The sequence below is a fragment of the Actinomyces urogenitalis DSM 15434 genome, from assembly GCF_000159035.1.
GTDB classification, from domain to species: Bacteria; Actinomycetota; Actinomycetes; order Actinomycetales; family Actinomycetaceae; genus Actinomyces; species Actinomyces urogenitalis.
This window is the reverse complement of record NZ_DS999576.1, coordinates 278,295-302,798: the sequence shown is the minus strand read 5'-3', so window position 1 is coordinate 302,798 and position 24,504 is coordinate 278,295. Positions and strand designations below refer to the sequence as shown.

19 protein-coding genes are annotated in these 24,504 nt (G+C 69.4%); 7 read left to right on the top strand and 12 right to left on the bottom strand.

What is annotated here, in order from left to right; all coding sequences use genetic code 11:
- Both recO and HMPREF0058_RS09465 read right to left on the bottom strand, forming a co-directional pair.
- Window positions 1–484, bottom strand: a 484-nt coding sequence (gene recO / locus HMPREF0058_RS09470; protein ID WP_006549567.1) for a DNA repair protein RecO, incomplete at its 3' end; no start/stop codon positions are given.
- A 75-nt stretch (window positions 485–559) separates the two neighbouring features.
- Window positions 560–1,483: a DUF5692 family protein gene (locus tag HMPREF0058_RS09465; RefSeq protein ID WP_006549566.1), complete on the bottom strand. Its 924-nt coding sequence runs from the start codon at window positions 1,481–1,483 to the stop codon at window positions 560–562.
- Window positions 1,484–1,611: 128 nt separating this feature from the next.
- Here HMPREF0058_RS09465 and HMPREF0058_RS09460 point away from each other — a divergent pair, with 128 nt between their 5' ends.
- Window positions 1,612–2,184 carry a TetR-like C-terminal domain-containing protein gene (locus HMPREF0058_RS09460; RefSeq protein ID WP_006549565.1) on the top strand — a complete coding sequence of 191 codons (573 nt, stop codon included), beginning with the start codon at window positions 1,612–1,614 and terminating at the stop codon, window positions 2,182–2,184.
- Here HMPREF0058_RS09460 and leuA read toward each other — a convergent pair.
- From leuA to HMPREF0058_RS09425, 7 genes are all read right to left on the bottom strand, one after another.
- The gene (gene leuA, locus HMPREF0058_RS09455; protein ID WP_040319861.1) at window positions 2,165–3,943 is read right to left on the bottom strand and encodes a 2-isopropylmalate synthase; all 1,779 of its coding nucleotides are present in this window, start codon (window positions 3,941–3,943) and stop codon (window positions 2,165–2,167) included. The two genes, HMPREF0058_RS09460 and leuA, sit on opposite strands and share 20 nt — an antisense overlap.
- Window positions 3,944–4,219: 276 nt before the next feature.
- A complete protein-coding gene (locus HMPREF0058_RS09450) occupies window positions 4,220–7,786 on the bottom strand; it encodes a bifunctional proline dehydrogenase/L-glutamate gamma-semialdehyde dehydrogenase (RefSeq protein WP_040319921.1) in 3,567 nt (1,188 codons plus the stop codon).
- A gap of 99 nt (window positions 7,787–7,885) precedes the next feature.
- Window positions 7,886–9,661, bottom strand: a complete 1,776-nt coding sequence (locus tag HMPREF0058_RS09445) for an alpha/beta hydrolase family protein (protein ID WP_006549562.1) — start codon at window positions 9,659–9,661, stop codon at window positions 7,886–7,888.
- 9 nt (window positions 9,662–9,670) lie between these two features.
- On the bottom strand, window positions 9,671–10,726 hold the full coding sequence (era, locus tag HMPREF0058_RS09440; protein WP_006549561.1) for a GTPase Era: 1,056 nt from the start codon (window positions 10,724–10,726) through the stop codon (window positions 9,671–9,673).
- A complete protein-coding gene (locus HMPREF0058_RS09435; RefSeq protein ID WP_006549560.1) occupies window positions 10,719–12,017 on the bottom strand; it encodes a hemolysin family protein in 1,299 nt (432 codons plus the stop codon). Before HMPREF0058_RS09435 ends, era begins: the two co-directional genes overlap by 8 nt.
- Window positions 12,014–12,472 (bottom strand): rRNA maturation RNase YbeY, encoded by a 459-nt coding sequence (ybeY, locus tag HMPREF0058_RS09430; RefSeq protein ID WP_006549559.1) that lies wholly within the window; start codon window positions 12,470–12,472, stop codon window positions 12,014–12,016. Before ybeY ends, HMPREF0058_RS09435 begins: the two co-directional genes overlap by 4 nt.
- The gene (locus HMPREF0058_RS09425; protein WP_006549558.1) at window positions 12,469–13,617 is read right to left on the bottom strand and encodes a PhoH family protein; all 1,149 of its coding nucleotides are present in this window, start codon (window positions 13,615–13,617) and stop codon (window positions 12,469–12,471) included. The genes ybeY and HMPREF0058_RS09425 overlap by 4 nt, the downstream gene beginning before the upstream one ends.
- 193 nt (window positions 13,618–13,810) lie before the next feature.
- On the opposite strand from HMPREF0058_RS09425, the gene HMPREF0058_RS09420 reads away from it, so the two are divergent.
- Complete coding sequence (locus HMPREF0058_RS09420) at window positions 13,811–14,671, top strand: restriction endonuclease (protein ID WP_081449224.1); 861 nt, start codon at window positions 13,811–13,813, stop codon at window positions 14,669–14,671.
- A 235-nt stretch (window positions 14,672–14,906) separates the two neighbouring features.
- On the opposite strand, the gene HMPREF0058_RS09415 is transcribed toward HMPREF0058_RS09420, so the two are convergent.
- Both HMPREF0058_RS09415 and HMPREF0058_RS09410 read right to left on the bottom strand, forming a co-directional pair.
- On the bottom strand, window positions 14,907–15,653 hold the full coding sequence (locus HMPREF0058_RS09415) for an ABC transporter permease (protein WP_006549554.1): 747 nt from the start codon (window positions 15,651–15,653) through the stop codon (window positions 14,907–14,909).
- Entirely contained in the window at window positions 15,650–16,540 is an 891-nt protein-coding gene (locus tag HMPREF0058_RS09410) for an ABC transporter ATP-binding protein (RefSeq protein WP_081449223.1), read from the bottom strand. Before HMPREF0058_RS09410 ends, HMPREF0058_RS09415 begins: the two co-directional genes overlap by 4 nt.
- Before the next feature lie 190 nt (window positions 16,541–16,730).
- On the opposite strand from HMPREF0058_RS09410, the gene HMPREF0058_RS12840 reads away from it, so the two are divergent.
- Window positions 16,731–17,036: a DUF4298 domain-containing protein gene (locus HMPREF0058_RS12840; protein WP_006549551.1), complete on the top strand. Its 306-nt coding sequence runs from the start codon at window positions 16,731–16,733 to the stop codon at window positions 17,034–17,036.
- A 97-nt stretch (window positions 17,037–17,133) separates the two neighbouring features.
- Here the strand turns inward: HMPREF0058_RS12840 and HMPREF0058_RS09400 are convergent, their stop codons facing one another.
- The gene (locus HMPREF0058_RS09400) at window positions 17,134–17,436 is read right to left on the bottom strand and encodes a DUF2316 family protein (RefSeq protein WP_269320459.1); all 303 of its coding nucleotides are present in this window, start codon (window positions 17,434–17,436) and stop codon (window positions 17,134–17,136) included.
- A gap of 278 nt (window positions 17,437–17,714) precedes the next feature.
- Between HMPREF0058_RS09400 and HMPREF0058_RS09395 the strand changes: the two genes are divergently transcribed.
- From HMPREF0058_RS09395 to HMPREF0058_RS09380, 4 genes are all read left to right on the top strand, one after another.
- Complete coding sequence (locus HMPREF0058_RS09395) at window positions 17,715–19,586, top strand: ABC transporter ATP-binding protein (protein WP_006549549.1); 1,872 nt, start codon at window positions 17,715–17,717, stop codon at window positions 19,584–19,586.
- Entirely contained in the window at window positions 19,579–21,348 is a 1,770-nt protein-coding gene (locus HMPREF0058_RS09390) for an ABC transporter ATP-binding protein (protein WP_006549548.1), read from the top strand. The genes HMPREF0058_RS09395 and HMPREF0058_RS09390 overlap by 8 nt, the downstream gene beginning before the upstream one ends.
- 29 nt (window positions 21,349–21,377) lie before the next feature.
- Complete coding sequence (locus HMPREF0058_RS09385; protein ID WP_006549547.1) at window positions 21,378–21,980, top strand: ECF transporter S component; 603 nt, start codon at window positions 21,378–21,380, stop codon at window positions 21,978–21,980.
- A gap of 97 nt (window positions 21,981–22,077) precedes the next feature.
- On the top strand, window positions 22,078–24,309 hold the full coding sequence (locus HMPREF0058_RS09380) for an ATP-binding cassette domain-containing protein (RefSeq protein ID WP_050765690.1): 2,232 nt from the start codon (window positions 22,078–22,080) through the stop codon (window positions 24,307–24,309).
- The last annotated feature ends 195 nt before the right edge of the window (window positions 24,310–24,504 follow it).

Below are 24,504 nucleotides of genomic sequence, written 5' to 3'. Positions count from 1 at the left end.
AGTCAAAGCACGACGGCGCCCAGCCGGCCAGCGCCAGGGCGCGCAGCAGGTAGGAGTCCAGGACCAGGCCCGGGGCGTGCCGGCGCCTGGCCATGGCGGCGAGGGCCCCGTAGAGCAGCAGGAACTGCTGGGGCGAGTCCGTGGTGCCCAGGTCGCCGTCGTCCTCGGTCAGCCGCTCGGCCGTCTCGACCATGGTCGAGGCGCAGGTGAAGACGGCGTAGTCGGAGCAGACGGGAGCGGAGAAGGGCTCGATGGTCTCGACCTGGGTGACCACGTCCAGGCTGCGCCCGGCGTGGAGCTGGACGTCGACCATGGAGAAAGGCTCCAGGCGCGCACCGAAGCGCGACCCTGTCTTGCGCACGCCCTTGGCCACCGCGCGCACCTGCCCGTGGGCGCGGGTGAGCATGACGATGATGCGGTCGGCCTCGCCGAGGCGGTAGGTCCGCAGGACGATGGCCTCGTCGCGGTAGAGCTTGCTGGGCACGGGGACACTGTGCCACGACGGCGCCGCCGCCTCACCCCGCCAGGCAGGCGGCGCCGTCGGCCCTGAGCGGACGTGTCAGCGGTTGGCCTCCACGACCTCGCGGTAGGCCCGGTGCCCGGTGTAGAGCTCCTCGCCCAGCGGGCTGCGGTGGTCACGGACCATGGTGCGCAGCTGGTAGACGGCCACGGCCACGTTGGCAGCCAGGGCCACGGCCGAGACCGTCATGAGCGCGGCCGGGTCATGAGAGGCCTCGACGGCGAAGCGGGAGTCCGTGACGAAGGCCGGCACTGCCATGGTGAACATCATCCAGAAGGCCAGCGTGTGGGCACGGTGCTGGAGCCACACGCCCTTCTTGATGAAGAAGGCCGGGATCGTGCAGGAGATGAGCAGCGCGGCGCCGGCGTAGAAGGAGTGGTCGCCCACGCAGTTGTAGACGTAGGCGAAGTTCCACAGGTCGTAGGCGATGACCCAGAACCACAGCATGTCCGGCCAGACCATGTCCTTGGAGGGAGCCTTGGAGATGAAGATGCCGGTCCACCCGCAGATCGTCACCAGGTTGAGCAGGCCCGCCACACCGTTCATCCAGTTCCAGGGGCCGGAGACCATGAACACGCCGTCCACCACGCCGTTGGCGCCCATCGCCCCGACCTGGAAGTCACGAATGCAGGCCTCAGCGATATTGATCGCCAGGATGGCAGGAGGAAAGGCCAGCGCCCACTTGTTGGAATCCAGGCGTGGGCGGTATCGCAGCGCCATGAAGCCCAGGCAGCCGGCCAGGGCGGAGTAGACCTTGACCCAGTGGAACCAGGTCCCGGTGGAGGAGCCGGCCCCGGCGGTCTGCGGCCACACGAAGACCGTCAGGGCCACGGGCAGGGCGATGAACAGCAGCCAGCCGGCCACGCGCCAGCGGCGGCTGATCTCATTGAGCACGATGAGGGCGGCCAGGACCGCGAACCAGGCGGCCCAGGAGTACCAGGCGATATCGGCGTACAGGAACATGGCGAGCACCTTTCACGTCATTGGGAGTCAGGAGGTTGCCTGTCACCGTGAGGCTAGGCAGCGCCGCCACCACGCGCACTTGTCACCTGGGCTGAAGTGTCAAGGCCTTCCTGGTTAGGCTGGCAGCCGTGAGTGACACTGCCGCGCGCACACGCCTGGCCCTGGGCCAGGCGCTCAAGGACGAGCTGGAGACGACGCCGCTCAATCGCGTCACGGTCCGTCGCCTCACCCAGGCCACCGGGATCACCCGGCAGGCCTTCTACTACCACTTCGCCGACGTCTACGACCTGGCCGTGTGGACCTTCATGCAGGAGGTCACCCACCGAGTCATGGACGCGGCCGGCTACGACCACTGGGCCGAGGGCCTGGAGCTGCTCATGGTCTGGATGGCCCAGCACAAGGCCCAGACCTACCAGACCATCCAGGCGCTCAGCCACGAGGACCTCGAGCGCTTCCTGCACAGCCAGCTGCGCGCCATGATGGTGGTGATCGTCGCCGAGCTCGACCATGACCGCGGCCTCAGTCCGCAGGACCGAGCCTTCATCATTGACCACTACACCCTGTGCGTCCTGGGGCACCTCATGCACTGGCTCGCCACCGGGATGCAGCAGGACCCGCACGTCCTCGTGCCGAGGATCGAGCGGGTCCTGCGTGGGTGCGTCTCCCAGTCGCTGACGCGATTCAACGCAGAGCGCGGTTGACGGCGGAGATGACGGCCTTGAAGGAGGAGGTCGCGATGGAGGGGTCGATGCCCACTCCCCACAGGACCTGCCCGCCGACCTCAGCCTCGACGTAGGAGGCGGCTCGCGCGTCACGCCCCTCGCTCAGGGCGTGCTCGGCGTAGTCGAGGATGCGCACACTCACCCCCGTCTGCTCCAGGGCGGAGACGAAGGCGTCCAGCGGGCCGTTGCCCGAGGCGGTGAGCAGGCGGCGCTCGCCGCCGTCGCGCAGGGTGACGGTCAGGATCGACTCCTCCTCGCCGGAGGAGGTCAGCGTGGCACCCTTGAGCTCATAGCGGCCCCAGGTCGGCAGGTCGGCCTCAGGCGCGGCCTTGGCCGGCAGGTACTCGTCCGTGAACAGGGTCCACAGGCGCGTGGCGTCGACCTCGCCACCGTAGGTGTCGGTGTGGCGCTGGACGATCCGGGAGAACTCGATCTGCAGGCGGCGGGGCAGGTCGAGGTTGTGGGTCTGGCCGAGCAGGTAGGAGACCCCACCCTTGCCGGACTGGGAGTTGACACGGACCACGGCCTCGTAGGAACGCCCCACGTCGTGAGGGTCAATCGGCAGGTAGGGCATGTGCCAGGGCACCGCGGTCTCGGCAGCCTCGGCATCCATCCCCTCCTCGCGCTTGGCCGCTACCTGCGTGGCACGAGCGGCGAAGCCCTTCTTAATGGCGTCCTGGTGGGATCCAGAGAAGGAGGTGTAGACCAGCTCGCCGGCGTACGGGGTGCGCGGGGGCACGTCCATGCCGGTGGCGTGCTCGACGGTACGACGGATCTCGTCGATATTCGACAGGTCGAGCATGGGGTCCACGCCCTGGCTGAACAGGTTGAGGGCGAGGGTGACCAGGTCCACGTTGCCGGTGCGCTCGCCGTGGCCGAACAGGCAGCCCTCCACGCGCTCGGCACCGGCCAGCAGGCCCAGCTCGGCGGCAGCCACGCCCGAGCCACGGTCGTTGTGGTTGTGCAGGGACAGGCACACGGCCTCACGGTGGGACAGGTGGCGCGAGACCCACTCGATCTGGTCGGCGTAGACGTTGGGGGTGGCGCGCTCGACGGTGGCCGGCAGGTTGAGGATGATCTCGCGGTCAGCCTCCGGCTGCCAGACCTCCATGACGGCCTCGCAGACCTCCAAGGTGTACTCACGCTCGGTGTCCACGAAGATCTCCGGGGAGTACTCGAAGCCGAAGATCGTGTCCTCGGTGAGGACCTTCTCCGCCCGGGCCATCACCTGGCGCGTGCCCTCGACGGCGAGGTCACGGATCTCGTCCTTGCCCATGCGGAAGACGACCTCACGGAACAGAGGAGACAAGGCGTTGTAGAGGTGGACGGTGGCGCGCGGGATACCCACGCAGGCGTCCAGGGTGCGGTCGATGAGGTCGCTGCGCGACTGGGTGAGAACAGAGATCGTCACGTCCTCGGGGATCGCGTCCTCATCCACCAGGGAGCGCACAAAGTCGTAGTCCGTCTGAGAGGCGGCCGGGAAGCCGATCTCGATCTCCTTGAAGCCCATGCGCACGAGCATGTCGAACACCGCGCGCTTGGCAGCCGGGCCCATCGGCTCGATGAGGGACTGGTTGCCGTCACGCAGGTCCGTCGACAGCCAGCGTGGGGCGCTGGTCAGGTGCTTGGTGGGCCAGGTCCGGTCCGGAAGGTCCGTGACCACGGTGTCCCGGAAGGGCCGGTACTTGGCAAAGGGCATGCCAGAAGGCTGCTGGGGTGCGGGGCGGGCGGTACGCATCGGAGGACTCCTGTGTGGGTAAGGCTGGGGAGGCCGGCAACACAGGTAAGCCGCGGTCGGGGTGCCGGCCTGGTCAGGCCCCGCCGCGGCGGCTAAGCAGGAGGCTGCTGGTCGCGCGCATGGCTGTGACGGTACTCCCCTGGCGTCCTCGACGCTGGAATGTGCCGCAGAGTGGACGCCTGCCTCGTCATCGAGACCGTGGTTTTCCGTGCGGGACCGTCCCCTACGGACAGCGTAGGTACCGGTCCCGCACGGAAAACCACGGTCCCGACGGCGCTAGAGCAGCCCGGCCGCCAAGTCGAGCGGCGTGCCGAAGCGGTGCGCCGTCACCGCCACGGCCTGCTCACGCAGGAAGGGCAGCAGCTCGGTGTGCGGGTTGGCCGTGACCTCACCGGTGTACAGGGCGACGTCGGGACTGCCCTTGGTCACGCGGCTCGCCTCACGCCAGCGCTCCTGGCTGGTCTGCTCACGCGGGCCGATCACTCGCACCCGCAGATCCAGGTCACCCGAAGCCGCCTTGTCCGCCAGGCGCAGCTCCCAAGCCGAGGTCTGCTCCACCCGCACGCGCATCCACGAGCGCAGGGCCTCCGCCAGCTCGTCACTGGGCTCCTGGGCCACGCTGAGCTCAATCCCGGCGCCGGCGACCATGCCCGCCGCCAGGACACGCACGAGGTCGGCCTCCGGCGTGCCGGCCTCGGCACGCACGGTGACGGCGGCCGGGCGGTAGCGCAGGACGTTGCGCTCACAGGCCAGTCCCGTCACGTCCAGGTTGCGTGCGTAGGTCTCCTGCCAGGCTGCGGCGTCCGCGGCCAGCCCTGCGTGCAGGAAGGCGGCCTCCTCGCGTCCCAGGTGAGTGCGCACGGCGTCGTAGAGGGCCAGGGCCCCGGCGTGCATGTTCTCGCGCAGGTGGGAGTCGGAGGGCGCCTGCGGCGTGCGGTCGCGGACCACCTCGCCCAGGCCCAGCAGGTAGCTGGGTCCACCGGCCTTGGTGGTCGAGCCGATCGCCGAGCGCTTCCATCCCCCGAAGGGCTGACGGCGCACGATCGCGCCGGTGATCCCACGGTTGACGTACAGGTTGCCGGCCTCGACCTGCTCCAGCCAGGTCGCCAGCTCGCCAGCGTCCATGGTCTGCAGGCCGGAGGTGAGTCCGTAGTCGACGGCGTTGACGGCGTCGATCGCCTCCTGGAGGGTCTCCACCCGCATGACGCCGAGCACCGGGGCAAAGTACTCGGTGCGGTGGTACTCGCTGCCCGGGGTGACGCCCGCACGGATGCCCGGACGCCACAGCCCTCCGCCCAGGTGCTGGGGCCGCAGCACCCAGTGCTCACCGCGGCTCAGCGTGGTCAGTCCTCGCAGCGCCTTGGGGTCATCGGGCACGACGACGGGCCCCACCTGGGCGTCCAGGTGCTCGGGTGCCTTGACCCGCAGGGAGGCGGTGGCGTCCACGAGCTGGCGGGCGATGCGCTCGGAGCGCCCTGCGGAGCCGACGAGGATGAGCAGGGAGGAGGCCGAGCACTTCTGCCCCGCGTGGGCGAAGGCGGAGGACACCACGTCACGCACGGCCAGGTCAGGGTCGGCCGAGGAGGTGACGATGATGGCGTTCTTGCCGCTGGTCTCCCCCAGCAGGTGCAGGTCCGGCTTCCAGGAACGGAAGAGCCGGGCCGTGTCATAGGACCCGGTGAGGATGACCCGGCCCACGCGCTCGGAGACGATGAGCTGGCGTGAGACCTCACCGTCCTCGACGGCGGCCAGGGCCAGGACCTCCTCAGGAACACCGGCGTCGTGGAAGGCCCGCACGAGCTCAGCCGCGCAGCGCCTGGCCGGAGGAGCCGGCTTGAGGACGACGGCGCTGCCGGTAGCCAGAGCCGCGGCCACTCCCCCGGTGGGGATGGCCAGCGGGAAGTTCCAGGGCGAAGCGACGACCGTGACCTCCACCGGCTCCAGGCGCGAGCCGACCATCTCCTTCTCATCGGCCAGACGCAGGCTCATGGTGGCGTAGTGGTGGCAGAAGTCGATGGCCTCACTGACCTCGGGGTCGGCCTGGTCGATCGTCTTGCCCGCCTCGCTGGCAGCGACCTCGATGAGCTCACCACGCCGGCAGGCCAGCACGTCTCCCACCCGGTGCAGGATGGCGGCACGCTCCTCATAGCCACGCTCACGCCAGGAGGCGCTCGCGCCAGCCAGGCCAGCCAGCAGCTCCTCGGCAGCCTCCGGCGTCCTCAGGCGCTGCTCGCTGGCGGCCACGGCCTCCGCTCCACGACGTGAGGTCGGCACGGCGGCGGCGATCTGGCGGGCCCACTGGCGGTTGGCGGCCAGGGCAGGGTCAGAGTCCGGCTCGCTGGTGAAGGGACGCCGGGCCTGCTCGGCCACGCTCCCCTGCGGCTCGTCCAGGCCAGCCGCAGCCTGCGCCAGCCGGTCCTGACGGCGGTTGGGCACCGGTACCGGAGCCGAGGGGTCGACGTCCGCCAGGGCGGCGAGGAAGCGATCGCGCTCGCGGTCAAAGACCTCCTGGCTGGTGGCGATGTCGAAGACACCGGACATGAAGTTGTCCGGGGCGGCGTTCTCCTCCAGGCGGCGCACGAGGTAGGAGATGGCCACGTCGAACTCATCGGGGTGGACCACCGGCACGTACAGCAGGAGGTGCCCGGTATCGCGGCGCACCACGGTCTGCAGGTCAGTGGCCATGCCAGAGAGCATCTCGAACTCGACGGCGTCGCCGTTCTGCAGGCCGCGCGCGGCGCGCATCTCGAAGGCAAAGGCGATGTCAAAGAGGTTCTGCCCGGCCACACCCAGGCGGATGTTGCGGGTACGCTCAGGCGTCATCGCCCAGTCGAGCATCCGCTTGTAGTTGGTGTCCGTGGCCTGCTTGGAGGGCCAGGTGGTCAGCTCCCAGCCGTGGATCTCGGCGTCGACCTTCTCCATGGACAGGTTGGCGCCCTTGACGATGCGCACCTTGACGCGTGAACCTCCCGCGTCCACGCGCTCAGCGGCCCACTTCTGCAGGCGCTGCATCGCTCCCAGAGAGTCAGGCAGGTAGGCCTGCAGGACGATCCCGGCCTCGTAGCCGCGCATGTCCTCCTGGTCCAGGATCGAGGTGAAGACCTCGATGGTCAGGTCCAGGTCCTTGTAGTCCTCCATATCCAGGTTCAGGAAGGTGCCGTGGTCACGAGCCAGCCGGTACAGAGGGCTGAGTGCCTCCACCCCGTGGGCGACGACCTCCTCATGGCCCCAGGGATTGTGCGGGCCGGTGACCGCCGAGACCTTGATCGAGACGTAGTCGACGTCCTCGCGGGTCACCAGGCGCGAGACCTCAGCCAGACGACGCTCGGCCTCCTTCTCCCCCAGGACGGCCTCACCCAGCAGGTTGACGTTGAGGCGGTTGCCGCCCCGGCGCAGGCGCGCGAGCGCGGGTCCCAGGCTGCGCTCGGTGGCGTCGACCACAAGGTCCCCCACGATCTCCCGGAAGGTGCGCCGGGCCACGGCGGTGACCGTGCGCGGCGCCAGGCGCGAGGCCGTTCCGCCCAGTCCCATCGCCGCGGCCAGGGGCCCGGGCAGGAACGAGGTACGTCCAGCGGCTAAGCGGGTGAAGGCTGCCGAGGCGACGTCCAGGTCAACCGGGCGCACGACGTCGTCGACGAAGCGGGTGGTGAACTCCAGCCCATCGGGGTCAGCCAGGACCCGCGAGAGGATCTCCGCGGTGCGGGGCGTCGGCTCGTGCGCGGACTCCTCGGCCCAGCGGCGGGCGCGCTCGACGGCGCGACGACCGAGCTCCCACAGGTGGTCGGGGCAGACACGTGCGGGGGTGGGGAGGGAAGACGAGGGGTCTGGGAGCGTGGTCGGCATACGCGCGGCCTCCTTGCCGGTCGAAGTGACGTAGACCTCCTCAGTGTGCCGCACCTAGGACCTTGGGCGCAGGCGAATGGGGCCGCAAGATCACCAGGCTCACGACAGCAACGGAAACAGGCCCCAGTAGGCCAGGTCCACCAGCAGGACCAGGGTACCGGCGAGCGCTGCGCACAGGACCGCGGCTGCAGGAAGAGTCAGCCACCGGCCCTCGTTCCGCCTCCCTCGGCGCACGTGGCCGCGCATGAGCCAGATCCGCCCGGAGAGCTTGACCAGGAGGATGACGCTCACCCAAGCCACCATCTGGGCCACGAACCAGCCCCCGTAGGAGATGAACGGGTTGGAGGAGTAGGACAGGGCCAGCCGGGCTACCAGACCGATATACGCCAGGTACAGCACCCAGGCGGCCAGTACGGACAGGGCCAGCGCCCCCGACCAGCGTCCGATCGGGTCCGGCAGGTGCAGGCCCCGCCTGCCCCGCAGTCGCGGCAGCTGCCCGATCACCCAGCCGGCCCCGGCTGCCGCCAGCAGCGCCACTCCCGCGATGAGGGTGCCGAGCATGAGGTCGCCCGAGGCGTACCACCGGGCAGGCCCAGGGGCCTGCGCCCAGAAGTCCTGCACCGGCGTCGCCCCGGCCACCGCCGGCGCCGCGCTGGCTGTGGCCGGCAGGCCAGTGACCCACCGCGACAGGTCCCGGGCCACGCCTGGCGCGAGCGGGCCGTCCGTCGTCGTACCGAGCTTGAGCCCGTGGTTGGCGCCGTCGTAGTAGCGCACGGTGAGCTGGGTGTTGCCGGCCTTGCGGATCGAGTCCCAGATCGTGGCCGGACCCTGGACCAGCGGCATCGAGGAGTCACCCGTGCCGTAGAGCATGAGCACCGGCGCGGTGATCTTCTCCTCGTAGGGGCGGGCGTCGAAGTCGGCGTAGTCGAAGGCTCCGCGGGGCAGCTCGCGGCTGCCCAGCAGCCGCGCGGCGGCGTCAAGCAGGGCGTCAGGCACGCCCACACGCTTGAGGTAGGAGCCGGCGGCGTAGGTGGCCTGCTGGCGGATCATGACCACCGGGGCGCTGGCCAGGACGAGGAAGGCCACCTGCGGGTCGGTACCGGCCAGGATGACGCCGGGGTAGCCGCCTTCTGACTCGGCGTAGACGCCAACGCGGCCCGAGTCCACGCCGTCCAGGCCCCGCAGGTAGACCAGCGACTGCTCGTAGTCGGCCGCCATCGAGACATAGTCACGCTCGGTCAGGCTGTAGTTCTCCGTGGGCTTGTTGGGCACCAGCGTGGTGGCCCCGGCTGAGGCCAGGGCCTCGGCCTGCTCGGCGAAACCGGCCTGGGTGTGCGTGCCCGCGCCATGGAGGAAGACCACGCCCGGCGTCGGCTCGTCCACCCCGACGGGCCGACGCAGCAGCGCCGGGACCTCCTCGCCGTCGGCCTGGGTGATCGTGACCTGGCTCGTGGCCACCTCGTAGCTGCCCACGGGGGCCGTCTCCACGTCCCCGCCGATACGCGTGTCCGTCGTGGAGGGCACGAGGGAGTCCTTGACCGCCACCGGGGACCAGCGTGGTCCGGCCAGAGTCCCTACCAGGGACAGGGCCAGGCAGGTGACGATGACGGCGCCGATGGTGCGGTGGTCACGTGAGACGGCCAGGACCACCGCCCCCAGGGCCAGGGTGGTGGTGATGTCCCAGATCTCCGCGCCGCCGGTCCCCAGGGCCGCCAGCACGATCACGGCCACGAGCACGCCGGCAGCCATGACGAGCAGGCGACGCCGTTCCTGGCGCCACAGACCAAGGAGCAGATGCCAGGCGCGTCGTGGGAAGGCCTTGATCCAGGTCCAGCCGGAGCGCAGCTCCTGCGCTGTCAGCAGGTCGTTCGCCACGGCCGGCCTCTAGAAACCGAGCTTGGCCAGGGCCTTGGGATCCGACTGCCAGTCCTTGGAGGTGCGTACGTGCAGGTCAAGGTAGACTTTGCGGCCGATCAGCTCCTCGATGCCCGCGCGGGCGCGCACGCCGATCTCCTTCAGGCGCGAGCCACCCTTGCCGATCATGATGGCCTTCTGAGAGTCACGCTCCACCACGAGGCTCACCCGCACCTGCAGTCGCTCGCCGGCGCCCTTGACACGCGATCCGGTGCGGTCGGTGCGAGGGTCGAGGATCTCGTCGACGACGACAGCCAGGGAGTGGGGCAGCTCGTCACGCACGGACTCCAGGGCGGCCTCGCGCACGAGCTCACCGATCATGACGGCCTGGGGCTCGTCGGTGACCTCCCCGGTGGGGTACAGCGGCGGCGAGGGCGGCAGGTGTCCCATCAGGACGTCGGCCACGACGTCGACCTGCTCGCCGGAGACAGCCGAGACCGGCACGATGTCCGCCCAGTCCCCCAGTTCGTTGACGGCCAGCAGCTGGGCGGCCAGGGCCTGGCGGCTGACGGTGTCCGCCTTGGTGACCACGGCGACGATCGGCGCACGCACCTGCTCCAGGTCCCGGGCGATGAAGCGGTCACCCGGGCCGATCTTCTCGTTGGCCGGGATGCAGAAGGCGACGACGTCGACGTCCGTGAGCGTCTCGCGCACCAGGTCGTTGAGCCGCTTGCCCAGCAGGGTCTTGGGGCGGTGGAGGCCGGGGGTGTCGACGAGCACCAGCTGGGCGTCCTCGCGGTGGACCACGCCGCGCACGTTGTGCCGGGTGGTCTGGGGACGGCCAGAGGTGATGGCCACCTTGGAGCCGACCAGGGCGTTGGTGAGCGTGGACTTGCCCGCGTTGGGACGGCCCACCAGGCAGGCGAAGCCGGCCCGGAAGTCCTCGGGGAAGTCCGGGACCACGATCTCGGCGCGTGCCAAGGCGGGCAGGGCGTCGTCGGCGGCGACCTCGTCGGGCTCCTCCAGGGCGTTGGGGCCGGCCATGAGCTCCTCGTCGGAGGGGAAGCGGAAGGGGGCGTCAGTCATGAGTGTCCTTTGAGGTGGTCTGGGCCGTATCCGGCCTGCTGGCAGAGACAAGAAGGCTGGTGACCTGGCGGCGCCGGCCGGTGGCCTGGTCAGCCACGAGGTGGAGGCCCTGGACCTCGCCGCTGGCGCCTGGCAGCGGGACCCGGCCGATGGCCTTGGTGAGCAGACCTCCGGCGGTGTCGACGTCGTCGTCGTCGATCTCCAGGCCGAAGAGCTCTCCGAGCTCGTCCAGGCTCAGGCGCGCCGGGACCCGGTAGACGCCGTCGCCCAGGTCCTCGACCTCGGGCTCGGCGTGATCGTGCTCGTCAGTCATGTCACCCACGACCTCCTCCAGGAGGTCCTCCATGGTGACCAGCCCGGCCGTACCGCCGTACTCGTCGACGGCCAGGGCCATGTGGACCGAGTCGGTCTGCATCTCACGCAGCAGGTCGTCGGCGAGCTTGGTCTCAGGGACGTAGACCGCCTCACGCATGCAGGTGACGACCTCGCGCTGGGCGTACTCGGGCTGGGCGTCCAGGCGGCGCAGGAGGTCCTTGAGATAGACCACGCCGCGCACGTCGTCGGCGTCCTGGCCGATCACGGGCACGCGAGAGAAGCCGGACTTGATGAACAGGCGCATGGCGGCCGAGACCGGTTTGTCCGCGTCGATGGTCACCATGTCCGTGCGCGGGACCATCACCTCGCGCACGAGGGTCTGGCCGAGCTCGACGACGCTGCGCAGCATCTGCCGATCCTCGTCCTCGATGGTCTCGGCCTCGCCGATCTCGTCGATCATCTCGCGTAGGTCCTCGGTCACCTCCGCGCGGGCCTCGGCATCGGTGAGGGTGGATGAGCGTCCGTAGTGGTTCTCCAGCCAGCGCCACGGCCGGCCGACGGCGTCGACCTTCTCCAGAGGGCCGGCCAGCGCCAGCAGGACCCCGGCCGGGTTGCGCCGGCCGGCCGAGCGCGGAGAGAGCCCGACGACGAGCCCCAGGAGCACGGCGTTCAGGCCGACGGCGATGATGAGCACCAGCCACCAGCGGCTGACCAGCCCGGCCACGGCCAAGGTGAGCAGGACGGCAGCCAGCATGTCCACCGCCACACGCACCGCCGTGACCGAGCCCAGTACCTGGGAGCGGCGCTCAGCCAGGGCGAGGACACGCTGGGCTCCGCGCCGTCCCTCCTCAACCAGGTCCTCGGCGGCGGCACGGGTCATCCGTGACAGGGCAGCCTCGGCGGCGCTGAGCAACGCGCCGCAGGCGAGCACCGCCACGGCGGCAACGATGAGGAGAGCGGCCGGGGTCCCGCTCACTTGCCGCGCTCCGCCAGGAAGGTCAGGAGCAGCTGGCGCTGGAGGGCGAACATCTCCTTCTTCTCCTCCTCCTCGGCGTGGTCGTAGCCCAGCAGGTGGAGGATCCCGTGGGTGGTCAGCAGCAGCATCTCCTCAGGCGCGCTGTGGCCAGCCTCCAGCGCCTGCTTGGCCGCCACCTGCGGGCACAGCACGATGTCGCCGAGCGTCCCGGCGGGCGTCTCGGAGTCCTCGGTGCCCGGGCGCAGCTCGTCCATGGGGAAGCTCATGACGTCAGTGGGGCCGGGCAGGTCCAGCCAGCGCACGTGGAGCTCGGCCATGGGCTCAGGATCAATGAACAGGATGTTGAGCTCGGCCTGGGGGTTGACGTGCATGGCCCGCAGGACGTGGTCGGCCAGGGCGGCGAACTCCGCGCCGTCGATCTCAACGTCAGTCTCGTTGTTGACCTCGGTGGTCATGCGTGGGTCCTCCCGTTGGCGGGTCGGTGGTAGGTGCGGCCTGAGGGACGACGGCGGTCCTCACGTGTCAGCGAGGGTGCGGCCTGCTCGGTGGGCCGGGTGGCGGCCGCCTGGGCGGCGCGCTCGGCGTCGTAACGGGCGTAGGCGTCAATGATCCGGCCCACCAGGCGGTGGCGCACGACGTCGGCGCTGCCCAGCTCGCAAAAGCTGATGCCGTCCACGCCGGCCAGGATCTTGCGCACCACGAGCAGGCCGGAGGGGCGCCCGCCGGGCAGGTCGATCTGCGAGACGTCCCCGGTCACCACCATCTTGGAGCCGAAGCCCAGACGGGTGAGGAACATCTTCATCTGCTCGGGGCTGGTGTTCTGGGCCTCGTCGAGGATGACGAAGGCGTCGTTGAGCGTGCGCCCGCGCATATAGGCCAGCGGGGCCACCTCGATCGTGCCCGCGGCCATGAGCCGCGGCAGGGCGTCCGGCTCGAGCATGTCGTGCAGGGCGTCGTAGAGGGGCCGCAGGTAGGGGTCGATCTTGTCCGTCAGCGATCCGGGCAGGAAGCCGAGGTTCTCCCCCGCCTCCACGGCCGGGCGGGTGAGGATGATGCGCGAGACCTGCCGCTTGGCCAGGGCGTCCACGGCCCGGGCCATAGCGAGGTAGGTCTTGCCGGTTCCGGCCGGGCCGATCCCGAAGGTGATCGTGGAGCTGGCGATGGCGTCGGTGTAGGCCTTCTGACCGAGCGACTTGGGGCGGATCGACTTGCCGTGCGTCGTGAGCACGTCGTCGGTCAGGACCTCGGTGGGGCGAGCGGCGGCGTCGAGCAGACCGATGGCGCGCTCGACGGCGTCGGCCGTCAGCGGCGTCCCGGCGCGAGCGACGTCGATGAGCTCGGAGACGAGCAGCACCACCATGTCCACGCGGGAGGCCTCGCCAGTCACGCTCACGGTGTTGCCTCGCACGTGCAGGCCGACGTCGGGGAAGCCCTTCTCGATCGCGCGCAGGACCTCGTCGCGCGCGCCCAGCAGCTGGACGGGCGGCAAGTCCGCGGGCAGGACGAGGCTGCGCGTGTCGTCGGCGTGAGGTTCGCGTGTCGTGGCAGGTGCTGAGGTGATCGCCGAAGGATCGGCTACTTCGATGGGCGGATTCGTCATCGCGCCCGATCCTATCCGTATCCGGTGCGGATGGCCGCGAGCCGGGCCGGGATCGCGGCGGTACCGATAGGGTTGAGGAAAGACCTCAACGCAGAGAACGTGAGCGAGACAGTGGCTACGACCGACCGCACACCGACAACCGACCGGTTCCGCCCCGCGGTGCTCCGGGTCCTCGCAGACGGGCAGGAACGCGATTTTCGAGACGTGTGCGAGCAGGCTGCGACTCTCCTCGGCCTGTCAGGCGACGCGTGAGGAGCGGATCGCCTCAGGCCAGTCCCGCTACGTCAACCGCGTCAACTGGGCGTGCTCCGGCCTGACAGTGACCGGGCTCCTGGAGCGTCCACGGCGCGGCCGATACCGCATCACTGAGAACGGGCGCGCCGTCGACCAGCGCTCCCTGCCGGAGTACTCCGAGAAGGACATGCTCGAGTGGCCGGTGTGGCGCGCGTACCAGGACGAGATCACCCAGCGCAAGATCCAGCAGCACGGCGACGGCGTCGCCGAGACGGACGACGACGCCGCAGCGGATCCGGTCGAGGTCCTCGCCGCCGGTGAGCGTGCGTTCAACGCCCAGACGGAGACGAGCCTGCGCAAGCGGCTCCAGGAGGCGTCTCCCGAGTTCTTTGAGCGCGCCGTCATTGACGTGCTGTGGGCGATGGGCTACGGCGGCACCCACGGCGAGAAGCAGCACGTGGGGCGCTCGGGCGACGGCGGTATCGACGGCGTCATCCGCCAGGACGCTCTGGGCCTGACGAACATCTACATCCAGGCCAAGCGTTACGCCGACACCAACAAGGTCGGCGAGCCCGAGATCCGCAATTTCATCGGGTCCCTGGACACCCAGGGCGCGAGCCTCGGCGTCTTCATCACGACCTCGTCCTTCCAGCCGGGCGCAGTGCATACGGCCGAGGGCTACCGGCACGGCAGGATCATCCTGATCGACGGCCTCAGGCTGACCTCGCTCATGCTCGCCTACGGCGTCGCGGTCCACAAGACCCGCGAGTTCACTCTCTACGAGATCGACGACGACTTCTTCGACGAAGAGCTCGCCTGAGAGGGGAGTTGGCTCCGCCTCATGCCAGCCCTACCCGACAGGTAAGACGAGGACCGGCCCTGGACTACCCACCGAGGTAAGTAGCGGAACCGGTCATGGTGGGGCCGATCCTAGCTCACCGGATCAGGGCTACCGGCCTACGACAGCAGGCCCAGGGATGGGCGAAGGGACTCGTGGCGCGCCCTCTGGGCGCCACGACGCCGGACACTTCCGGGCCTGCGGGCCTGCCGGCTTATCAGCGCGTGGCTCGGGGCATCGTTCGTGCGGCCACGACGAGCAGGGCCAGCCCTACCAGCGCCAGCCACAGCAGATTGCGGCCCGTCTGCCAGGGCATGTCGGGGGCCGTCGCCAGGTGCGCAGCCAGGTCAGCCGCCCAGCTCATGGGCAGCCAGTCGCCGACCGCCTCCAGCACCCCCGGCAGCTGGCCGCGCGGGACCAGCAGGCCGCACAGGAAGACCTGCGGTGCGACGACGACCGGCATGAGCTGGACCGCCTGGAACTCCGAGGAGGCGAAGGCCGAGGTGAACAGGCCCAGCGCCACCCCCACGAAGGCGTCGAGGAGACCGACCAGCACCAGCCAGCCCCAGGACCCGGCCAGCTCGACGTCCAGCAGCCAGCCGCACACGGCCGCCAGGACAAGGGACTGCACCGTGGCGGCCAGGGTGAAGGCCGTGCCGTAGCCCAGCAGCAGGTCGGCGCGGTGCAGGGGCGTGGTCCACAGCCTCTCCAGGGTGCCTGAGCGTCGTTCCCGCAGCATGGCGACGCTGGTGACCAGGAACATCACGAGCATCGGCAGGATCGCGACCATCGTGACGGCCACCCGGTTGAACAGTCGCTCACCGCCCGGGTAGTCGAGGTAGACGAAGTAGAGCAGGGTCGCCAGGACCGAGGGGACCACCACAATGAGCCCGACGGTGCGTCGGTCCGCGGCGAGCTGGGCGAGAACCCGGCGGGTGATGGCGAGATAGGTGCGCAGCCTCATGACTGATCCTCCTGTGGCACCGGTGCCGTCACGGCAGCACGTCCGCCGTCGTCGCCAACCCCGTGCGCAAGGGGGCCGACGGCGAAGCCCTGCGCGGCGGCGTCGAGGCAACCGTTCGCGCCGTCGTCACCGAACCGTCGGACCAGGGTGAGGAAGGCCTGGTCCAGCGTCGCGGCACCCGTGGACTCCAGCAGCTGCTCAGCAGTGGCGCGGGCCAGGAGCCTGCCGTCACGCATGAGCACGACGCTGTCACAGCGGAAGGCCTCGTCCATGACGTGGCTGGAGACGAGGATCGTCGTGCCCGCCGCGGCGACGTCGTGGAAGGCGGTCCACAGCTCCTCGCGGGTCACCGGATCGAGACCGACCGTCGGTTCGTCGAGGACCAGGAGGTCGGGGGCGCCCACCAGGGCACAGGCCAGGCTCACGCGACCGGCCTGCCCACCCGAGTAGGTCGAGACCGGGCGGTCGGCGATGTCAGCCAGCCCCACGGTGTCCAGGACCTCCCCCACCGCGCGGGAGCGGGAGCCGGCGAGCGAGGCGAAGTAGGCCAGGTTCTGGCGTGCTGTGAGGTCGGTGTAGACCGCGGTGCCCTGCGCCATGTAGCCCACCCGGCCGCGCGTCGCTGGCGAGCCGGGACGGTGCCCGAGAACCCGGAGCTCGCCGTCGTAGCGCTGGACACCAACGAGGCTGCGCATGAGCGTGGTCTTGCCGCAGCCTGAGGGGCCGAGCAGGCCAGTGACGGAGCCTCGGCGCAGGTCCAGGTCGAGGCCACGCAGGATCGTGTTCCCGCCACGGCCCACGCGAAGGTCACGGGCGTGGACGACGAGGGGAGGTGCCTGGTCGGCGGAGGTCACGGCAGCAGCAGGGCCCTGCCCGTGTGGTGTCATGACCACGAACCTATGGCGTGCAGCCGCGCCTGACAACATGGGGCAGGCAGGAAGGCGGCTGTACGCTGCCCCTGCGGCGCGGCCCAACCAACCAGGTGCCGGCCCGGGCCGATGCAGCACGACGCCGTCTCAGAGCGCCGGCGCTTCACAGCATCACGCACTCGTCGTCGACCTGATCGGATGGGAACGCATGGACGCAGGCACACAGGCACGGCTGTCACACTTCCAGGCGCTCTACGCACGCGTGGAACGGGACAACGCCGAGCTCAGCGCCATCCTCGAGGCACTCCCCCGCATGCAGGAGCGCCTGGCCGAGCTCGTCGGCTACTACGACACCCAGTGGAGCACAGACCACGAGGAGATCGACTCCTTCCCCTCCGGCGAGGGAAGCTACTCCATCCTCTCCGAGGACGCGATCTACAACGAGATCCACTCGCGGCTGTCTCTTGTGCAGGAGATGGAGCATGCCTGTCGCGAGATCCTCTCCCAGGAGTAGTCCACGTCCGGGAGGGGTCCTGTCCGGGGCGCGATGGCCGACGGCGGAGCGCTACCGGCCGCTGCCACCGTCACCCTGGCCTGACGGTCGCCAGGGTCTAGAGGTCGTCGATGTCCGGCAGGTCCCATCGTCCAAACCACTGCTGAGCCCTGGGACGCATGCACTCAGTCATCACAGTGAAGACGGGAGGTGTCTGGCCCCGGTGCTCAGCGAGGGCGGCGAGCAGGTCCCGGGTCCGCCACACGTCGAGCGGAGAGCCGTCAACGTCCAGGACCTGCTGCAGGTACTGCGTGGTGTAACCCAGTCGATCCACCAGGACGTCGTCCGACAGGTCGATCTGCTCTCGGGCGGCACGCATCTCCTTGGCGTTCCGAGCTCTTTCCTCGGCAGTGAGCGACACAGGCCCACCAGCCTTTCCTGTTGACAGAGACCTCAGCCACCCCCACCTTGTTTCAGGTCCTCGCGGGGGGGGCAGGACGCCCACGCTACCCGTGAGAGCAGGGACGGGCGCCCAGGCGAGCGAGACGAGAGCAGCCTAGTCCTCATGCGCCGTCGGCCGCTTACCGGACCGACAGTAAAAGGCTTAGCCGATTAATGCTATCACCTTGATTTCTAGATCAACACCTCTTAGCGTACACTTAGGTAAGGCTAACCTGATAGTTACTGGAGGCGTCTCATATGCCGAGGAAGCTCGCGGACGGATCGGTCCCAGCCGAGACTGCACCACCGCAGACAACCGATGGTCAGCTGATGGACAAGCACAAGCGAGGCCAGGCAGCCATCTCCAGGCTCCAGAGGCCCATCAGGGGCCGCCTGGCCATCGCCCAGATCCTGATGCTCATCAGCGTTGCCTTCTCCATCGCCCCCTACGTGGCGCTGGTAGCGCTGGGTGACACCCTCCTGGAGCACTACCAGGGCGGTTCCCCGCTGGACGCCGCCCGCATCAAGCTCATCATCAACGTCTTCATCGGCGCCTTCTTCACCAGAATCTTCTTCATGCTGCTCAGCCTGACGGTCACGCACTTCGTCGACCTCAGGCTGCGCGACCAGACCCGCCGCGACCTTCTGGCCCGCTTTGCCAAGGCGCCGCTGGGCTGGTTCACCGAAGCCACCTCCGGCCGGGTCCGCAAGGCGGTTCAGGACGACACCACCACGGTTCACACCGTGATCGCCCACGCACCCGTGGACATCCTCAACGCGGTCGCCACACCGGTTCTCATGTTCGGCTACGCCATCTACCTCGACTGGCGCCTGGGCCTGCTCGCGGTGGCGACGGTCCCGCTCTACGTGCTCACCTACTCGATCATGCTGCGCTCCATGCCAGCCAAGACCGCCGAGATGGACAGCAAGCTGGCCAAGGTCTCCTCCACGATGCTCGAGTTCGCCTCCGGCATCGCCGTGGTCAAGACCTTCGGTCAGACCGGGCGCTCCCACGCCGCCTACGCCAGAGCAGCCAAGGAATTCAACACCTTCTACCAAGCCTGGTGCATGCCGCTGCTCAACGTCTCCTGCCTCGCCGCCGCCTGGGTGTGCGTCCCGGTGATCCTGGCGGTGAACTTCGGCGTCGGCTCGCTCATGATCAACGCCGGGATCGTGACCCTGCCTGAGCTCATCTGCACCACCCTGATCGCCTTGGCGATCCCCAGCGTGATGAACATCGTCGCCGGGATCCAGTGGTCCTACCAGCTCGCCGGCTCTGCGGCCGTGCGCCTGTGCGAGATGCTCGACCTCGAGGTGCTCCCCCAGCCGGAGAACCCCAAGCAGCCCAAGGACTCGACCATCGAGGTCTCGGGCGTCAGCTACGTCTACGGCGAGGGCGAACGTGCGGTCACCGCCCTGAGGAACGTGACGCTCACCTTCCGCGAGGGCACCGTCACTGCGCTGCTCGGCCCGTCCGGCTCCGGCAAGTCGACGCTCGGCGCGCTGCTGGCCCGCTTCATGGACCCGAGCTCGGGAACGGTGGCCCTGGGCGGGGTCGACCTGCGCGACATCGATGAGAAGACCCTCTACTCCCAGGTCTCCTTCGTCCTGCAGGACGCCCAGCTGCTCACCACCTCCGTACGCAAGAACATCGCCCTGGCTCGGCCGGAGGCCACCGACGAGGAGATCGTGGCCGCCGCCAGGTCCGCTAACATCCACGACTTCATCGAGACGCTGCCCTCGGGCTACGACACTGTCATCGGCAGGGAGACCCACGTCTCCGGCGGCCAGGCCCAGCGCATCGCGATCGCCCGGGCCCTGCTGCGCAACGCCCCCGTCCTCGTCCTGGACGAGGCGACCGCGATGGTGGACCCCGAGTCCGAGGCAGAGATCCAGGAGGCCCTCACCCGCCTGGCCGAGGGCCGGACGGTCATCGTGATCGCCCACCGCCCGGCGGTGATCGTCGGGGCCGACCAGATCGTCGTCCTGGAGCACGGCGAGGTTCGCGCTGTCGGAAGCCACGAGGAGCTCAAGGACGATCCGCACTACTCACTGCTGCTCGCCCAGAGCGCCGTGGGGACCGCGCACGCCGGCACTCCCCGCAACCCTGAGGAGGGGCACAATGACTGACCACCGCTACGACCTCATGACCCCGCGCTTCCCCAGGCTCATGGAGGCGCACTCCTGGGGCTACCTCCGCCAAGGCACCCGGATCAGCTGCGTCGTCGGCGTGATCAACGGCCTGGCCTACCTCTCGCTGCTGCCGCTGTCGATGGTGCTGTCCACCGGCGAGCCCTTCCTCGGGCTCGGGCTCGGGCCCTGGTTGATCGTCCTGGCCTGCACCGCCGTGGTCGGCTCCACGGTCGACTTCATCGGCCAGAAGATCAGCTACAAGGGGTCCCTGGGCGCCTTGGAGGACATGCACAACGCCGTCGGCGAGAAGGTCTCGCGCCTGCCGCTCGGCTGGTTCGACCGAGACTCCGGCTCGGGCCTGTCCCGCATGGTCACCCAGGAGATGCTCTCGCTGGGCGAGGCGATCGCTCACTTCCTGTCCCGGCTCTACCTGAGCCTGTTCAGCTGCGCCACCATCATCGTCGGCTGCTGGATCTGGGACGCCCGGATCGGCCTGGCCCTCACCTTCTCCGCCCCGCTGGTCGTCCTGGGTCTGCTGGCCATCCGACTCCTGAACAGCAAGGGGCACCGCATGGTCGACCCGGTGGAGAAGGAGAGCGCGATGCGCGTGGTCGAGTTCGCCCAGTGCCAGGGCGCGCTGCGCGCCGCCGGCGCGGTCGAACGCTACGAGGAGCTCACCGAGGCGATGGACCAAGCCAACGCCGCCCGAAAGAAGAGCCTGTGGCTTGAGACCCTGGCCCAGGTGATCGGCGGCGGCTTCGTTCAGGGCTGCGTGCTCATCATGGTCTCGGTCATCGCGACCTTGACCGTCAGCGGCTCAATGGGCCTGATCGAGACCATCGCCACCCTGGGGCTCTCCCTCTCGTTCAGCAACGAGTTGACGACCGTCATGAACAGCCTGACCGGCATGGACGATCGACGCGTGCTGCTCAACACCGTCGAGGAGCTGCTTGAGGCCGAGGAGCTCCCTGAGACCGACCAGCCCGAGCCGCTGGTGACCACCGGCTCCGTGGCGCTGCACGAGGTTGACTTCTCCTACGACAAGGACAACCCCGTGATCCAGGGCGTCTCCTTCGAGGTCGCCCCGCGCTCGATGTGCGCGATCGTCGGGCCCTCCGGCTCCGGCAAGACCACGCTGCTGCGCCTGATCTCCCGCTTCTACGACGTCGACGACGGCGAGATCCTCCTGGGCGGGGTCGACGTCCGCCAGGCCGCCACCACCGATCTCATGAGTCAGCTCTCCATGGTCTTCCAGGACGTCTACCTCTTCGACGAGACCCTCGAAGCCAATATCCGCCTCGCCCGCCCGGACGCCTCCGAGGCGGACCTGGCCGAGGCAGCACGGCTGGCCGGCGTCGACGAGATCGTCGAGCGCCTGCCCCTGGGCTGGCAGACCAAGGTCGGCGAGGGCGGTCGAGCGCTGTCCGGTGGTGAGCGCCAGCGCGTCTCAATCGCCCGCGCCCTCCTCAAGCGCGCCCCAATCGTCCTGTTCGACGAGGCCACCAGCGCCCTGGACGCCGAGAACGAGCAGAACATCGTCGCCTCGATGGAGAAGCTGCGTGAGGACGCCACGCTCATCGTCGTCGCCCACAAGCTCGAGACCATCGTCGCGGCGGACCAGATCGTCGCCCTCGACGACGACGGCAGGGTCGCCCAGGTGGGCACCCACGCCGAGCTCGTCGCCCAGGACGGCCCCTACAAGCGCTTCTGGACCAGGCGGCAGGAGGCCGCCGGCTGGGCGCTGGTCTCATCCCACTAGAACACCTACGACCCGCACAAGGAGCTCACATGACTAAGACACTACCCACGACCGATACCGCCACCGTGAAGGGATCCAGCCGCTCCCGGCTGAACAATTCCGTCCTGGGCACCCGCAACCTCATGACCGTGGCCGCGCTGGCCGTGGTCGGCTCACTGATCGTCGTCCCGCTGACCTACATGACCTTCGCCATCGGGATTACCACTCAGAGGGGCATGCTGATCATGTGCTCGTGCATGGGCCTGTGGACCATCCCCTACCTGCTGCCCGCCGTCATCGTGCGCCGCCCGGGTGCGTGCGTCCTGGCTGGCCTCATCATGGGCATCATCTGCGCCTTCACCTCCCCGCAGGGCCCGGCCTCGATCGTCGGCAACGTGCTGGGCGCCGTCTTCATCGAGGCGCCGCTGGCGCTCATGCTCTACCGCAAGTGGACCTGGTGGAGCTTCACCCTCAGCTCCTTCGTCTTTGGTCTCCTCAACGGCTGCATGACCGCCTTCGCGATGCAGGGGGTGGAGAACGGACCGGTCCTGATCGTCGTCGCCGTGTGCTCCGCCCTGGTCGGCGGCGCGCTCTGCATGGTGATCGGCCGGGCCGCGCTCAAGGCAGGCGTCGGTCAGAAGGATAACGCCTAGACCCTGGTCCCTGCGCGTGCCCCGGGGCCGACGGTGCTCTCCTTCTCGCACCGCCGGCCCCGGTTGACGCGCCTGCCCCCTTGCAAAGGACACTGTGATGACAACACCGCTCCCACAAACAGACGCCCTGAGTCCCTCTCCCGCGCCCAAGGACCGCCCACTGGTCGAGACCCGCGAGCTGCAGGTGCAGTACACCGGATCAAGCTCTTGGGTGCTCGGCGGAATCGACTTCTCCCAGTTCGCCGGGCGCCTGACCGCCGTCGTCGGCCCCTCCGGCTGCGGCAAGTCCACCCTCGTCCGGGCCCTGTGCGGCCTCATCCCCCACTCCATCCCCTCGGTCTACCGAGGCAACGTCCTGCTGAACGGCAGCGAGATGGCGGACCTGGGCCCGGCGCAGATCGGCCCCGTGATCGCCTACGTCGGGCAGAACCCGGACGCCTCCGTGGTCACCCAGACCATTTTCAACGAGGTCGCCTTCGGTCTACAGAACCTGCGGCTGGCCCCCGAGGAGATCGAGACCAGGGTCGGTCAGGCGCTGGCGGCGGTAGGCCTGGCGGAGCGCGCCGGCTGGGACCCGTGGCGGCTGTCGGGCGGGCAGCGCCAGCGACTCTCCCTGGCCTGTGCCATCGCGATGCGCCCTGAGGTGCTCATCCTGGACGAGCCGACCTCGATGATCGACCCGGCCGGGACGCAGGCCTTCTACGAGATGCTGCGCCCCCTGTGCGGGTCCGGGACGGGCGTCGTGGTCATCGACCACGACCTCGACCCGATCGTCCAGAACCTCGACGCTGTCCTCTGCCTGGACGCCGACGGCGCAGTACTGGCCACGGGCAGCCCCGAGGAGGTCTTCGGCGGCCACCGCGAGGAGCTCAAGGCCGCTGGGGTCTGGCTGCCCAGCGCCTACAGGGACGAACCCCGCCAGACCGCGCTACCGGCCCTGAAGGATCCCTCCGCCGTCGGATACCTCCAGCGAGACGGCCAGGAGTGGACGCAGGTCGAGGCCCTCGGCTCGGACGAGCCGGTCCTCAGCCTGGACGCCGTCAGCGTCGACGGGCGCTGCCCCGAGGTCAGTCTCTCGGTCGGCGCCGGAGAGCTCGTCGCCGTCGTCGGCACCAACGGGAGCGGAAAGTCGTCCCTGCTGCGCGCCCTCGTCGGGACCCTCAGGTCCCGCGGAACGATCCGCGTCGGAGGTCACAGGGTCCGCAAGGGCCGCCACCTGGCCGACTACGTCTACCAGAACCCTGAGCACCAGTTCGTCTCCACCACCGTCGCCCGCGAGGTCGCCGTCAGTCACGGGACGCAGGGAGTCGAGGAGCTGCTCGGCCACTTCCGGCTCAGCGAGTACCGCGCCAAGCACCCGATGACCCTGTCAGGCGGGGAGGCCCGCCGCCTGTCGGTGGCGACGGTCAGCGGTAGCCAGCGCCCGGTCCTGCTGCTGGACGAACCGACCTACGGGCAGGACGAGGCCAACGCCACCGAGCTGCTCGGATTCATCCAGGAGCGTCAGCACAGCGGTCAGACCGTCGTCATGGCCACTCACGACATCGACGCGGCTCGCAGGTACGCCACCAAGATCGTGGTCCTGCCCGAGCCCCAGGCGAAGGACCTCCCGACGCAGGTCGAGCAGGACGACGGATACCTGCACCCCTTCACCCTGCTGGTGGGGCTGATTCCCTTCATCGTGGCCCTCCTGGTGGTCAGGTCGCTCTCAGCGTCCATCGCGACCCTCGTCGCGGCGACGCTGGCAGCCCTCGCCCTCGGGCGCACGACCAGGCACAAGACTGGCCTGGTAGCGACCATGTGGGCGATCACCCTGCTCCTGTCCGTCGGCTCGTTGCGGACAGTCGCCACGCACTCGGGAGACGTTCACCCGCTCTCCCACATTGACAAGGGCAGCGGCATCATCATCGGCTCGAGCGTAGCCGCAGCCCTGATCACCGGCCTGGGCGTCAGCGCCAGGGAGTTCATTGCCGCGCTGACGGTGCAGTGCCGGATGCCCTATCGCGTGGCTGCCGCCGGCATCGCCAGCGTCTCCTTCCTGCGCCGCTTCGGCGACGACTTCAGGATCCTGCGCCAGTCGCGCGCGCTGCGCGGGGCCGGCGGGACGGTGCCTGTCCTGAGCCCGATCCTGCGCTGGTTCGCCTCACTCGTGCCGCTGGTCATCTCCTCCATCAGGCACGCCGAGCGCATCTCCACGTCCATGGACTCACGGGCCTTCGGCGCCTACCCGACGCGGACAGAGCTCGTCGAGGTCCGCTGGCGGCTGCGCGACGGCCTCGTCATCGCCCTGTGCTGGGCGATGACGGCCTGCCTGTTCCTGGCACGCTAATGGCCGGGCGAACCCTGGCAGTGCCGGGCGAACCCTGGCAGTGCCGGGCGAGCGCTGGCGGTGCCGGCCGCGCGCGGCCGAGACGGGATAACGGTGTTGAGGCCGGTGTGGAGGTCGGGCAGTGCCGGGCGCGCGCGGGCGAGACGGCACGGTCGCTGGCGACACCAGTCCGCGCCGGCGACGGAGCTGCCAGGG